16 protein-coding genes and 1 pseudogene are annotated in these 14,112 nt (G+C 38.8%); 15 read left to right on the forward strand and 2 right to left on the reverse strand.

The features are described from left to right. Positions 1-98, reverse strand: a pseudogene (locus CQA63_RS06215) (hypothetical protein); the annotation flags it as partial. Between the two features lie 418 nt (positions 99-516). Here CQA63_RS06215 and CQA63_RS06220 point away from each other — a divergent pair. The 11 genes from CQA63_RS06220 (at position 517) to CQA63_RS06270 (ending at position 9,926) form a co-directional block, all read left to right on the forward strand. After that, positions 517-1,056: a hypothetical protein gene (locus CQA63_RS06220; RefSeq protein ID WP_104699795.1), complete on the forward strand. Its 540-nt coding sequence runs from the start codon at positions 517-519 to the stop codon at positions 1,054-1,056. Then, a complete protein-coding gene (locus CQA63_RS06225; protein WP_104699794.1) occupies positions 1,057-2,418 on the forward strand; it encodes a UDP-glucose dehydrogenase family protein in 1,362 nt (453 codons plus the stop codon). 12 nt (positions 2,419-2,430) lie between these two features. After that, complete coding sequence (locus CQA63_RS06230) at positions 2,431-3,336, forward strand: toxin-antitoxin system YwqK family antitoxin (protein WP_104699793.1); 906 nt, start codon at positions 2,431-2,433, stop codon at positions 3,334-3,336. Between the two features lie 41 nt (positions 3,337-3,377). Next, a complete protein-coding gene (locus CQA63_RS06235) occupies positions 3,378-3,902 on the forward strand; it encodes a hypothetical protein (protein WP_104699792.1) in 525 nt (174 codons plus the stop codon). A gap of 94 nt (positions 3,903-3,996) precedes the next feature. Continuing rightward, positions 3,997-4,938: a hypothetical protein gene (locus tag CQA63_RS06240; RefSeq protein ID WP_104699791.1), complete on the forward strand. Its 942-nt coding sequence runs from the start codon at positions 3,997-3,999 to the stop codon at positions 4,936-4,938. 83 nt (positions 4,939-5,021) lie between these two features. Further along, a complete protein-coding gene (locus CQA63_RS06245; protein WP_104699790.1) occupies positions 5,022-5,792 on the forward strand; it encodes a carbon-nitrogen hydrolase family protein in 771 nt (256 codons plus the stop codon). Between the two features lie 11 nt (positions 5,793-5,803). Further along, positions 5,804-6,562 (forward strand): Nif3-like dinuclear metal center hexameric protein, encoded by a 759-nt coding sequence (locus tag CQA63_RS06250; protein WP_104699789.1) that lies wholly within the window; start codon positions 5,804-5,806, stop codon positions 6,560-6,562. A 27-nt stretch (positions 6,563-6,589) separates the two neighbouring features. Then, entirely contained in the window at positions 6,590-7,345 is a 756-nt protein-coding gene (locus tag CQA63_RS06255; RefSeq protein ID WP_104699788.1) for a zinc ribbon domain-containing protein, read from the forward strand. 36 nt (positions 7,346-7,381) lie between these two features. After that, the gene (waaA, locus tag CQA63_RS06260) at positions 7,382-8,602 is read left to right on the forward strand and encodes a lipid IV(A) 3-deoxy-D-manno-octulosonic acid transferase (RefSeq protein WP_411710155.1); all 1,221 of its coding nucleotides are present in this window, start codon (positions 7,382-7,384) and stop codon (positions 8,600-8,602) included. Next, positions 8,589-9,335, forward strand: coding sequence for a pseudouridine synthase family protein (locus tag CQA63_RS06265; protein ID WP_104699787.1), 747 nt, complete (start codon positions 8,589-8,591; stop codon positions 9,333-9,335). The genes waaA and CQA63_RS06265 overlap by 14 nt, the downstream gene beginning before the upstream one ends. Before the next feature lie 3 nt (positions 9,336-9,338). Further along, complete coding sequence (locus tag CQA63_RS06270; RefSeq protein WP_104699786.1) at positions 9,339-9,926, forward strand: YqiA/YcfP family alpha/beta fold hydrolase; 588 nt, start codon at positions 9,339-9,341, stop codon at positions 9,924-9,926. A 3-nt stretch (positions 9,927-9,929) separates the two neighbouring features. Here CQA63_RS06270 and CQA63_RS06275 read toward each other — a convergent pair whose 3' ends face one another. After that, entirely contained in the window at positions 9,930-10,256 is a 327-nt protein-coding gene (locus CQA63_RS06275) for a hypothetical protein (protein WP_104699785.1), read from the reverse strand. Positions 10,257-10,460: 204 nt separating this feature from the next. Here CQA63_RS06275 and CQA63_RS06280 point away from each other — a divergent pair, with 204 nt between their 5' ends. The 4 genes from CQA63_RS06280 (at position 10,461) to CQA63_RS06295 (ending at position 14,081) form a co-directional block, all read left to right on the forward strand. Further along, positions 10,461-11,744: a citrate synthase gene (locus tag CQA63_RS06280; protein ID WP_104699784.1), complete on the forward strand. Its 1,284-nt coding sequence runs from the start codon at positions 10,461-10,463 to the stop codon at positions 11,742-11,744. Positions 11,745-11,809: 65 nt separating this feature from the next. Then, a complete protein-coding gene (locus tag CQA63_RS06285) occupies positions 11,810-12,346 on the forward strand; it encodes a 50S ribosomal protein L25/general stress protein Ctc (protein WP_104699783.1) in 537 nt (178 codons plus the stop codon). After that, positions 12,346-13,005 (forward strand): aminoacyl-tRNA hydrolase, encoded by a 660-nt coding sequence (gene pth, locus CQA63_RS06290; protein ID WP_104699782.1) that lies wholly within the window; start codon positions 12,346-12,348, stop codon positions 13,003-13,005. The genes CQA63_RS06285 and pth overlap by 1 nt, the downstream gene beginning before the upstream one ends. After that, entirely contained in the window at positions 13,002-14,081 is a 1,080-nt protein-coding gene (locus tag CQA63_RS06295; protein WP_104699781.1) for an LptF/LptG family permease, read from the forward strand. The genes pth and CQA63_RS06295 overlap by 4 nt, the downstream gene beginning before the upstream one ends. Positions 14,082-14,112: the final 31 nt, after the last annotated feature.

The raw sequence follows: 14,112 nt of genomic DNA on the forward strand, positions 1-14,112 counted from the left end.
AGCAAGCACACACCACTTGCTAGACCATTGAATCCATCTATAATGTTTATTGCATTACTCACACCTACAAGTGCAAATGTGGTGAAAAATAGACCGATTTATGTAGCCTTGAGAGTTTTAACACTTCATTTAAGCGATTTGTTGAGTAATTCAAGCGGTAGCTAAGTTTGTCAGCTCTTTTAGTCTTGGAAGAGCTGGGCTGAAGAGTTTCTACTAGAATCACTAAAGAGATGATAAACTAACTACCTTTTGTTGAAGTTCAGCCCCTCTCACTTAAAAAGCCTTAAAAGATGCCTCTATGCCTTATGGGCTTTTAGCAAAATGGGGGCGAGCAAGAGTCTGCGATACCCTCTAAAAAATCTTTAATCTACACAATGAAGTGTTAAAATTTCTTAGGCTCTACAGAAGGCTCTAGAGATAATGAAAATGTAATGAGCACAATATGTCTTCAGCGATTCTCATAGTTTTTTATTTTTTAAATTATTATAGAATAGAGAGATCGCTTAAGGAGTATGTATGAAAATGTTATTTTATGTAGCTATGTTTGCTGCAGTGTTGCTTACAACAAGTTGTGCTTCAAAGAAGCCTGATACCCCGCCTGCTAAACCCACTCAATTTTGCAAAAACCCCGAGTATCAAATCATATTAGGGGAAATACAAACACATAAAGATAATATCCTCTCAAAAGAAGAATTTATGCCTATTTTGGATGTAGCATTAGCACAAAGTGGGTGCTTTGATAAAGTCAAAAAGCCCACAGACAATGTCTATAAACTTGATATTTTCTATAATCTCGCCCTCTTGGAGACAAAAGAAAACACAAGTCTTCTTAGCTCTAAGGATAGTATAACACTTCGTGGTGATATGCAATTTAAGCTTACTCATACCTCTAAAAGCATTGAGCAAAATGCCACAAGCACACTCAAGCTCAGTGAGAAAAAATATCTCGGCATAGGACAAGAGGTAGATATAAGTAAGGAACAAAAGGAAGATGTAATCAAACGTTGTTTAAAAACGATTTTTACCAATCTCTCAAATATGTCTAAAGGAGCGTAAATGCAGGTTAGCATTGTTGGCAGTGGGTATGTGGGGCTTGTAGCGGGAGCGTGCTTTGCTCAAATGGGGAATCATGTCATCTGCCTTGATGTAGATGAAGCCAAGATAGAGGCTTTATCAAATGGGGAGATACCTATTTATGAGCCCGGCTTAGAATCGATGGTTAAAGATAATGTAGCCTTAGGGACACTCTCCTTTACTACCAATAAGCCCCAAGCCCTCCAAAATGCACAAGTGATTTTTATCGCGGTGGGGACGCCTATGGGCGAAGATGGCAGTGCGGATTTAAGATATGTACAAAGTGTGGCAAAAGATATTGGCACATATATGCAGGCAGGCTATTGTGTGGTGGTTAATAAAAGCACCGTGCCTGTGGGGAGCGCAAAAATGGTGCGCGAAATTATAGAATCTATCTTGCAAAGTCGCGGTATAAAGGCAGGGTGCGGGGAGAGTGGCTTGGAATTTTGCTTTGATGTAGTGAGTAATCCGGAATTTTTAAAAGAGGGTGTGGCTATTAAGGATTTTATGAGCCCAGATAGGGTGGTGATAGGCTCAGATTCGGCACGTGCCCTTGAAGTGATGAAATCCCTTTATGCGCCGTTTTTACTCAAAAGTGATAGATTCCTTACTATGGGTATAGAATCTGCTGAAATGACTAAATATGCGGCAAATGCTATGCTTGCTACAAAGATTAGCTTTATTAATGAAATGGCTCAAATTTGCGAGAGGGTAGGGGCAAATATCAATGATGTACGTTTGGGGATTGGCTCAGATTCACGCATTGGCTATAGCTTTATTTATCCGGGTTGTGGTTATGGGGGGAGTTGCTTCCCTAAAGATGTGCGGGCATTAGAAAAAAGCGCACAAGATTCTGGCTATGAGGCAGTGATATTAAAAGCTGTGCAAGAAGTGAATGAAAAGCAAAAAATGCTTTTGGTAGAGAAGATTGTAGGGCATTTTGGAGAGGATTTAAGGGGAAAAACTTTCGCCCTTTGGGGGCTTAGCTTTAAGCCAGAGACTGATGATATGCGCGAGGCAAGCTCTTTAGTGCTTGTGAGGGAGCTAGTAAAGAGGGGAGCGAAGATTCAAGCATATGATCCAAAGGCATTTTCACAGGCTAAGTTTTATTTCAAAGATATTTTAGAGCATATTACTTTGTATTCAAGCAAATATGAGGCGCTTAAAAATGCACAAAGCCTAGTGCTTTTGACGGAATGGCGGGAGTTTAGAAGTCCGGATTTTGAAGAGATAAAAAAGCTTTTAAGCGAGCCTGTGGTTTTTGATGGGCGCAATATTTATCAGCATTGCCATTTAGCATCTAAAGGCTTTGTGTATTATCAAATTGGTGTTAGGAATTCATAGAGGGAGCGAGCGGTGCTAAGGGTAGTATTATCTGTATTGGGGCTATTTAGCATTTGTGTGGGCTTAGAGCTTGAGATACGCACGATTACTAAAAAAACGGCGGGAGAAGTCTTGCAAGGAAAGATTAGCTATATAAAAGGCACAGATATAAAGCATGGCAGGGAGGCGTGGTATAGTGGAGAGGGGCATTTACTCTATCAAATGCACTTTGTCAATGGGCGTAAAGAGGGCAGGGAGCTCAAATATTCACCTGAGGGGGAAGTGATTTATGATGCGTATTATAAAAATAATAAGCTTCAGGGGGTAGCATGGGAGTTTTACCCGCATAATATCTTGCGCTCAGAGATTATCTACAATGAAGATAAAATACAAGATAAGGCAAAGTGGTATTATGAAAATGGCAAGCTTGCTAAAGAGGAGCATTATAATAATGGAATCTTAGAGGGCAAGAGTGTAGAGTATCATCAAAATGGCAAAATCGCTCAGCAGTATCATTATAAGAATGGCAAGCTTGATGGGCAAGCGCGGAAATTCTCTCCCAATGGTCAAACCATAGAAGTGGCTACATATCTTCAAGGTGTAAAAAATGGCGATGTGCGCGAATATTATGAAAATGGTGCCCTGCATAGAGAATCACATTATAAAAATGGACAGAAAGTTGGCTTTGAACGTAGCTATGATACAAATGGTGCTTTAAGCACGGAGTTTGAGTATATTCAAGGAATCCCCGCTCAAGTGAAAGTTACATGGTTTTACCCTGATGGCAAGGTAAAAATGCAAATGCTTTATGAGGATAATCAAGCCCTTTGGCAAAGAAGTTATAATAAATTAGGTGAGATTAGTGCAAAGCTTGATTGCAAGGCGGAGAATTGCTTATCAGGGCTCTCTCAAGTGCGCGCGCAAATGCAAGAAGAATAGATTGCAAGAGTAGATGAGAGGGGGAGTTGGAAAGGAGTTATATGTTTAGGGCTAAGATGGGAATATTTGCTCAAATGTGTTTGGTTTTTATCTTTAGCTGTGCGTTGCAGATACTTATTTTGCATAATGGGCATGATTGGGGTGGAGACTTTTCTCAATATATCGCACAAGCTATAGCCATTGTCTCAGATTCTATAAAAGAGCAAATAGCTAATAATACCTTTATGATGAGCCATTGTGATTCACTTTTTGGTCCTTATGTGTATCCGTGGGGGTTTCCTTTGTTGCTTGCACCATTGTATGCGATGTTTGGCTTGTCTTTTTATGCTTTGAAAATGGTAGGGGTCATAAGCTTTGGCTTGTTTGTCGCGGGGTTTTATTGTTTTTGTGCTTCAAGGCTTAAGAGAAGTGCTTGCATTATAGCAACACTCTTTTTTATGCTTAATCCGCTTCTTGTGGGGTTTGCAAATAATATTCTCTCAGATATTCCCTATCTTTGCGCAAGCTTTTTTGCCATATTGTGTTTAGAACGTCTGCTTGCGACCTCTGCGGGGGGGGGGGTATAAGCCTCTTCTTTATGCGATTTTAGGGGGAATCTTTGCAAGTATAGCATTATGTATTCGCAGTAATGGGGTTATTATTTTCTGTGCATTTTTTGCGATGGAATGTCTGCTTCTTTTGAAATGCTTGCTGCCACAATCAAGGATTGCCAAACTTTGTCCATATAGTGCGCTTTGCTTAAAGAGCTTTTGGAGCATAGCCTATATAATGCCATATTTGATTTGTCTCTTGTTTTTTGTCTTTATAGGCTATAGTTTCTCTTCATTTGGTGGTGAGGGGCATATAGGCGTTTTAGAATCTATAAGTTGGCAGAGTATTGCTAGAAATATGCTCTATTATATGGGTGTTTTTAGCGATTTTTTTAGCTTTCCTAATCCGCTTGAGTTGTTGTCTTTTAAGCCAAGCTACCTTATACCTAATCCTTTTGGGTTTGTGGCTTTTGTGCTTGCGTGTATATTTATGTTTATAGGGCTTAGAGAACGATATAAGCAAGATATGTTTTTTATACTTTTTGTGCTCGGCTCGTTGTGTATGTTGATTTTGTGGCCCGCCTTGCAGGGGATTAGATTTGTATTTTGTATGCTACCTTTTATGGTGTTTTGGTGTGCTTTTGGGGTTATGAGAGTTATGCAACGTTGCTCTTTAAGCCTTAAAATCATTTGTATAAGCTTAATGACCCTTACTCTGATGTTTTTTGCTTTAAAGATAGCCCATTTTGCCTATAGTCTGCATATTAAGCATAAAGAAGTGATATTAGAGAAGTACTACCCCGCCAATAACGCACAAAGTCAAGCCATATATACATATATTAAAGAGCATACACAAAGCCAAGATGTGATTATCTTTTTTAAGCCTAGAGTGTTGTATTTATTTACCAATCGCCTAAGCTTTGCTACACATACCTTAGATAAGCTTTTAGAAGCACAATATCTTTTGGATTATCGGGGTTTGAGCGTAGATGAAAGTTTTATGCCATATTTAATTCCTATCTTCAAGCAGGGAGACTATACATTTTATAAAATTAATTATCATACGCCCTAGCTTGCTTTATTTCAGCTTATAAGCAAACTTGATATGCTACAATGCTTTGAGACCCACTTAAAGCCATTAAAGAAGGATAATTAATGAATCTTGCTCTCTTGCAGCTTCCGCCACTTGCCTCTAATGATGTGAGACTAAGCAAGTATTTACAGAGCTGCAAGAAGCAAAAGGTGCATTTAGCTGCATTTGGCGAATATGTGTTTTCTCCCTTTTATCGCGATGTGCTAAAAGATGCAAGATTCTATAAAGAATGCAATATGCTTATAAATACCCTAAAAAAGCTATCTCACAAATACAAGCTTGATATAGTAGCCCCCGTGATACATGCAAAAGAAGACAAACTTTATAAAAGTATCGTACTTATTCAGCAAGAGAGTGTTCAATTCTACTATCCGCAACGTCTTATGGCTTATTCTCATTGGAATGAGAGAGACTTTTTTGATAATGCTTTGCCCAAATCGCCTAAAACCCCGCTTATTTTTGAAAAAGATGGTTGTAAAATCGCTCTTGTGAGTGGCTTTGAAGTCCATTTTGATGAGATATGGCTTAAATTGAAGCGTGCAGGCGTTGATGTGGTCATTATGCCTTGTAGCAATACATTTGCCTCACAAGAACGTTGGCGTATTTTAACCCAAGCACGGGCTTTTAATAATAATATGGTGATCTTGCGTATTAATCGTATTGGCGAGCTTAACTATGATGGGGCGATATGGAGATTCTATGGGGATAGCCTTTTTGTGAATGCAGATGGGCATATAGAGGATAGCCTTGAAGAAAGAGAGGGCGTGATGATAATAGAATTGCAAAGTGAGCAGATTAAAGATATACAAAAGCAATGGGGCTTTAGGGCATAGGAGGTAGGATTATGGCTTATAAAGTGAGAGATATATATGAGTTATGCGATAGCCTATCACCATTTGATAGCCAAGAATCATGGGATAAAAGTGGCTTAAATTTAGGAAGTTTGAATGATGAATGTAGCGACATAGTGGTTTGCCTTGAGCTTAGTAAAGAGATAGCCCTCTCTTTAAAGCCTCATACGTTGGTTATCACTCACCATCCTTTGTTTTTTAGAGCATTAAGTGCCTTTCATACAGATACATATCCTGCGAATCTTGCAAGTATTCTCATTGCTAAGCAATGCTCTCTTTTAAGCTTGCACACGAATTTTGATAAATCTCATTTGAATGCCTATCTTACGCATAATGTGCTCAAATGGAGGCATTTTCTCCCTCAAGGCTTGTGTATGTATGGGAGGATTGAGGCTATGCCTCTTATGGAGCTTGGGCATTATGTATGCTCTGCCCTTGGGGCTAGGAGTGTGAATGTAGTACAAGCGAGTGTAGATCATTTGATTGAAGAGGTGTATGTGGTCTGTGGGAGTGGCTGCTCTTTACTTGATTCATTGCCACTTTTGGAGCGAACTTGCTTTATTACCGGCGATATTAAGCACCACGATGCAATGAGTGCTAAAAGTATGGGTATAAGTTTAATTGATATGGGGCATTATGAGAGTGAAAAGTATTTTGTAGAAATTTTTCAATCTATTTTGCAAAATGCAGGATATAAGGTTATAATTAAAGATTGTAAAAATCCATTCTCTTTATGCCTGCAGTCAAGTTAAGAGATACCCCATATCCAAGGAGATGTAATGAATAAACATTTAGAAGAACTCATAAAAGTAGCGAGCTTTGATAAGCAAATTGATGATTTAGAGCCTAAGATTTCTCAAGCACGTTCTGGGCTTGATGAGAAAATCAAGCAAAAAGAACATATTTTAAAAGATGTAGCGGCTTTGGGCGAGGAGATTCATAATATTGAGCTTGAAATATCCCGCCATGATCGCAATATACAAGAGGCGTCTCTTAAATTAGAGCAAATCATCAAAAAGCAAAAAGAAGTGAAAACAGAAAAAGAAGTACGCGCCCTTGATGTGGAAAATGATATTGCCAAAGAGAATATGACGCACTCTAATGCCGAGATAGAGCGACTTGAAGCATTGAAAAATGCTAAAACTGAACAAAAGCAAGCATATACCCCACAATTAGATGAATTAGATAAAGCCATACAAGAGCTTGAAGTGAAAACACAAAAAGAAGTAGAAGAAATTAAAAAAACACAACAAAAGCTTTTTGAACAAAAGCAAGCCCTTGTAACGCAAATGGATAGCAAAATTACAGGCTTTTATGCCAAAATTAGACGTTGGGCATTAAATACGAGCGTTGTGCCTGTGTTTAAACAAGCTTGTGGCGGGTGTTTTATTAGACTAAATGAGAGTATTTATAATGAGATTCTTAAGGGCAATGATATTATTAATTGCCCTCATTGTGGGCGTATTTTGTATATCAAGCCCGAAGAGTCACAAGCAGATTTAGAAGAAAAGCCTAAGAAAAAGACGAAAGCATAATTGATATTAACTTGATATTAAAAGGAGGTGAATGCTTTGAAAAATCATATATCACCCCCTTTTCCTTTTCTCTATTATCTTGCTTGTGTGCTCATTTTTGTGGTGGCTTTGCCTTTTTTAATTGTGAGTTCATTTCGCTCTAAACATCGCGATTCTATTCCTGCACGTTTTTTTCCATGGCATATTAAAAAGCTTGAATATGAGCCATATTATTGGTTTCATGCGTGTTCATTTGGTGAAATACGATCCTTGCAGCCACTCCTTAGCACACTTAGCACTGAATCTGCGCCTATTCTTATTACGACCATTACACACACTGGCTACAAAGAGGCAAAACGTCTTTATGAGCAGACATATAAGGCTCCTATTATGGTACGTTATTTGCCTTTTGAAATATTTTTATTTATGTGGGGGAGGCGTTGTGCCAAGCTCAAAACGCTTGTTGTTACAGAAGCGGAAATGTGGAAAATGCTTTTTTACTTTGCAAAATCTCATAATGCCCGCACTTTACTCCTTAATGCACGTATTTCTGAGCGTTCGTTAAAAAGCTATGAACGCTTTGCGTGGTTTTATCGTGGGGTATTTGCACTCATTGATGAGGTATTGGCACAAAGCCATAAAGACAAGCAGAGATTAGAAGATTTAGGGGCGAGGAGCGTTGAGGTTTTTGGGAATCTTAAGACACTTAATACTCCATTGCTAAGCACTCATTATGCTAAGCCAAACTTGCCTGTATTTATCGCTGCAAGCACGCATAAAGGTGAGGAGCTCCTTGTGCTTGAAGCCTTTAAGCAATATAAAGATGGCAAAAACGCACTTTTACTCCTAGCCCCCCGCCACCCTGAACGATTTAAGGAAGTCTATGAGTTAAGCAAGAGTATGTTTGCACATACAACTTTGTTTTCAAATAATGCCTTAGAGGGGGAGGGTGATGTCATTGTGGTTGATGTATTAGGGGAGCTAAATAACCTTTATGCGATAAGCGATGTAGTGATCCTTGGGGGGAGCTTTGTCAAAAATGTAGGAGGGCATAATCCCCTTGAGCCGGCATTTTTTGGAGCGAGGCTCATAAGCGGGGAGCATATTTTTAACCAATATGCGCTTTTTGAGGAGGTGGCAAATTATGTGTTAATCCCTCCACAAAGCCTTTTTGATACTCTCAATCGTTGGGAATCTCTTCTACCAACCTCCTTAAATGTAAGCTCGCACGAGAAGCTTAATGCCCTTGTAGCAAAGATACAATATGAGCAAAGATAAAGCCTATAAGATTCTTGCTAAAAAGCATACCCTCTCGCATAAGCAAGCTAAGGCATTGATTGATAAGGGGCTTGTGCATATAGGGGGCAAAAAGCTTACATTAGCCCGTGCATATATCCCCTCTGATAGCCATTTTGAAATTTTAGAGATACGCACCCCTCAAGTGCTTTTTTGCAATGATGAGATTCTTGCAGTGGATAAACCGGCATTTATAGAATCATATGATTTATGCACATTTTATGAAGGCTGGAATTTGCTCCATAGGCTTGATAGAGAGACAAGTGGTGTGATATTGCTTATTAAAGAGAAAAGTGCTTTTGCAAAAAAATGCAAAGAAGCTTTTAAGGAGCAAAAAGTACAGAAAGAATATCGAGCTATTGTGCATGGGCGTATAGTGGATTCTATTTCTATAGAGAAGCCCATAAGCACGATTAGGAGGGGATTTGCTAAATCATATATAGATAAAAATGGCTTATATGCTTATACGCAGCTTAATCCACTTGCTATTGTGGGTAAAAAGACTTTAGTGCAAGTTTATATCACTACAGGGCGCACACATCAGATACGCGTGCATTGCCAAAGCCTCAAACACCCTATATATGGGGATAGAATCTATGGCATACAAGATAGTGCTCCAAGACTTATGCTCCATGCCCATAAGATCGCGCTTTTGGGGTATGAGTTTGTCTCGCCAATTCCCAAAGAGCTCCAACTTGAGCATTGGGCACAATAGCAAATGCAGTTTTTCTACTCTCATGGATTTCATTCATCGCAAAATTCTCTAAGCTATAAAGGTATATGCGCGGGTTTGAATCTTGCGCCCTTAGAGCTTATATATGAGAATGGCGGAGATTTTAGGACAAATTTGCAAGCTTGCAAAAGCCAACTTATAGAGCATAAATTCCGCCCTCCTTTTGGCTTTATAGGGAATTCATTGGGGGCATTTTATCTCTGGCAGCTTATTTTGCACGCCCCAAAGCTTAATATAGCATTGCCTGAAGTTTTTATACTTTTTAATCCTGTATTTGAGCCACTTAGTCAGCTAAAAAAATATATCAATATGCCTCAAAGTAATAGCACAACGGGGGCTGGATTTAGCCTTTCTAGGAAAAATTGGCAAAGTTATGCCCATGCCTTGCGCACGCCTATGCCTAGTGCTATCCGCACACTTGTATTTTTAAGCGTAGATGATGAACGCATTGATGGGAGTATCTCAGAGGCGTATTGGGGAGAGTATGCGCAAATACGTCATATACAAGGAGGGCATATTATTAGCGATTTTTCAGCACTTTATGCTGATGTGCATTCATTTTTAATGGGATAAGTGTTAGTGAGTTTTATGGCGAGCACGTTGGGCTTTGCGTTTGGCAAGGAAGAGATGATATTTGGCTTGTTTGAGAAGTTGTTGCTTGATGTGGGTTTGTGCGGATTTGCTCTTTAGCATATTGGGTGTGAGAGATTGCACAATTTGCAACGATTCTTCAATGATTTCTTCTAGCTCTTTAAAGTGCCCCACTTCTTGCTCAGATTGGAGAAGTTCAAGCTTTTCTAAAACTTCTTTAGGCATAACCTCGCGTTCAGCTTTTGTGATATGGAGCAATGGCATAAGCTCTTCTCTATCTTGCTTGGTTAAAATGATTTTATGCTTTGACATAAGATGTCCTTAAAGAGTTTTTATAAATTTATATGATGTATGTATTATATAAGAAATTTTATAAAGTTTTTATCTCGTTTGAGGGCTTAAATGTATCATTTAGTGCTTTTTGGGGCATTTTTAAGTGAAAATTTAATTTTTTTTTGACTTTTGATAAGACATTTGTGCCATAATGCGAGGTATATACTATTTGAAAGAGAAAGTATGGCAACCATTACTCTAACGAACAATGAAACAAAAGAAAGTTTTGATTTTGATTTAATTGAATGCAAAAGGGGTCCTAAGGCGGTGGATTTTTCTAAGCTTTTTGAACGTACAAATATTTTTTCTTATGATCCGGGTTATGGCTCGACAGCGGGGTGTAAATCTACCATTAGCTATATTAATGGCAAAGCAGGCGAGCTTCTTTATAAGGGTATTCCTATAGCGGATCTTGTGGATAAATATCACTTTACAGATGTATGTAAATTGCTCATTACAGGCAAGGCTCCAAATAATGATACAGAATCTAAAGAGTTTGAAATAGAGCTTATGCACAGGAGTTTTCTGCCTGAGGGGCTTATCAATATTTTTAAAGCATTTCCTGATACAGCACATCCTATGGCAAATCTCTCTGCTGCACTCTCTGCGCTCTCAACATTTCACTTCCACCATATAGATATGTCTAATGAAGAAGAGCGCCAAGTAATGGCTAAGCGCGCTATAGCTAAAATCACTACACTTGTGGCTTTTGCTTATCGCCATTCTTTAGGGATACCTTATATTTACCCCGATGTGGAGCGAGGGTATATTGAGAATTTCCTCTATATGCTTCGTGCGTATCCGGGGGGTAAGATGAAGCAGACTATAAAAGGTGCGGTTGAGATTACACCTTTAGAAGTAGAGGCACTTGATAAGATCTTTATACTCCATGCAGATCATGGGCAAAATGCTTCTACGACTACCGTTCGCAATGTAGCTTCTACAGGAGCGCATCCTTATGCGGCATTGAGTGCGGGGATTAACGCTCTGTGGGGTGCTGCACATGGAGGTGCGAATGAAAAGGTGCTTGATATGCTTAATGAAATTGGCGATGCAAAGAATGTTGATAAATTTATTGCTAAAGCCAAAGATAAAAATGACCCATTTAGACTTATGGGCTTTGGACATCGTGTATATAAAAATTATGACCCGCGCGCGAAGATTCTTAAAAAGCTTAAAGATGATTTAGACGCTAAGGGGATTAAAATGGATTCCCGCTTAAGCGACTTAGCGCATAAAGTCGAGGAAGTTGCCTTGCATGATAGCTATTTTGTTGAGAGAAATCTCTATCCGAATGTGGATTTTTATTCTGGTATTATCCTCTCTGCCCTTAAAATCCCTGTATCGCTCTTTACGCCTATTTTTGTTATTGGACGTATGCCCGGTTGGTGTGCGCAGCTTTTAGAGCATGTGAAAGACCCAACTACAAGGATTACTCGCCCACGTCAAGTGTATATAGGAGACTAACTCAAGTGCATTTAAGTTAGCTTGAGTATAATGGCGATTTTTTATTTTAAGCATAAAGGATAGGAATGTTAGAAGGACAAATTAGAGAGAGTATTTCTAAATCTCAGGCAAAAGCTTTGAGGAATGATGGTTATCTAATTGCAAACATTTATGGTAAAGGGCAGGAGAATATCCACTGCGCCTTTAAGCTGAATGACTTCATTAAGGCTATCAAACATAAAAATACCTTAATCTTCCCGGTTAAAGTTGGTGGGAAGACTTTAGATGTGGTGATTCAGGAGTATCAAAAAGACCCTGTGACAAATACTATCATTCATGTTGATTTGCTTTTAGCCCAAAGAGGCATAGTAAGCAAATATAAAGTACCTGTGAGTGTCAAGGGTAGTGCGAAAGGCTTAAAAAATAAAGGTGTGCTTTTTGTCTCTACAAAGCGCATTAGTGTCAAATGCACTCCAGAGAATCTCCCTAATACGTATGAACTTGATGTGAGTGATCTAGATGTGGGGGATTCTATTTTAGTGCGTGATTTACCACAAATTGATGGCGTGAGTATTATAAATCGCCCATCTGTAGCGGTAGTTGGGGTAATTAAAGCGAAATAATGTCTTGCCTTCTTGTTGTGGGGCTTGGCAATCCCGGTTTGAAATACCAAAATACTCGGCATAATGCGGGCTTTATCGCACTTGATTTTCTATCAGAGAGCCTAAACTTTCATTGGTGTTTTGAGAGTAAGTTTCAAGCAGAGGTTGGCACATTGCAAGTGCATTCCCATAAGGTATTCTTCCTTAAGCCACATACTTTTATGAATCGCTCTGGTGAGAGTATAGCCCCTTTTGTGCGTTATTTTGATGTGGCTCATACATTGGTGATACATGATGAGCTTGATATTGCATTGGGTGATATACGTTTTAAATATGGTGGTTCAAGCGGTGGGCATAATGGCTTAAAGTCTATTGATAAAGCTATTGGGTCGCAGTATTTGCGCTTGCGTTTAGGCATAGGTAGGAATCCAAATGAAGATGTTGTGCATTATGTATTAAGTGATTTTAGCAAGCAAGAGAGAGAATGCCTCATGGAGAGAATGCCTCTTATACAATCTTCTATCCAATATTTTTGCCAATACTTTTGTGCAGCATTTGATCAAAGCCCCCAAGAGCTACTTGCATACTTGCAAAATCACTTTAGCTTTAAGACAAAATCTCAAATGACTTTACATTCTCGACATTCTCAAGCAAACAATACCTCTAAGGAGCCTAAATGAGGGCTTTCAGGTTTATAGGATTTTACTACCTTAAGTATTTTCTTATTGTGTTTTTGGCTTTGGAGGGGTTTTTTCTTGCTATTGATACATTAAAATATGTTGATGATTTGCCAGATTCTGCTAATTTGCTTATTTTGTTTTTGTTTTATGATGGGATTTTCGCCTTAAGTTATACTCTGCCTATTTCTCTTGTGCTTTGCTCGATTTTGTTTTATATGGCTTTTCTTAAAAGTTCGCAACTTACCGCGCTTATGGCTTTAGGGTATTCTAAGAGGCAGATTCTCTATCCATTACTTTTGATTTCAAGTCTTTTTACGCTAGGTCTTATTGCGCTAAGCTCTACATCTTTTGCTTATGCGCAAGAATATGCAGAGAGTATTATCTATCAAAATACACAAAATGTGCGAGAAAATCTGCTTTTAAAAAGCGATAATCAATACATCTTTTTACGCACACTTTATCCCTTGCTTAATGGTGAGGCAAGGGCAGAGGGTATTAAGATTTTTACGCTCAATGATGAGCATAAGCTCGTAGGATACCATGAAGCACAAGAAGCATTTTTTGAAAACAATGCGTGGATTCTTAAAGACGCTAAAAGTGTGGAGATTGCTCCTATATTGGCATTAGGAGAGAGTGTTTTAAAGATGAGGGTAAATAAAGAAATAGAGACATTAAGGGGGTTTAGCTCTAAGGTGCTTGAGACCATTGCTCAAGACAAACCCACAGCCTCAGTTATTGATGCCCTAAATTCACTTCGTATTGCCTATAAACAAGGGGTGAGCTCGCATAAAATACGAGGAATCCTCTATGGCTTATTGATTGTGCCATTTTTTGTCCCTCTTTGTATAGCCATTGTTGCTTATTATATCCCCTCTCTGCCTCGTTATGGGAATCTTGCGCTTATTAGCTTTGTCTCCATTGTGGCTGCTTTAGCTATTTGGGGCTTGTTTTTCTCTCTCTCCCAATTAAGCGTAGCAGGGCTTATATACCCCGAAATAGGTTTGCTCCTCCCTATGGGTATATTATTTATTATATTTTTGTGGCATATTGGTCGCTTAAATCAAAAATTTTCATAAAAGTAGAGAAAGTTTAAAGTAAAACTAACAA

Source organism: Helicobacter marmotae (assembly GCF_003364255.1).
Classification (GTDB): Bacteria; Campylobacterota; Campylobacteria; order Campylobacterales; family Helicobacteraceae; genus Helicobacter_C; species Helicobacter_C marmotae.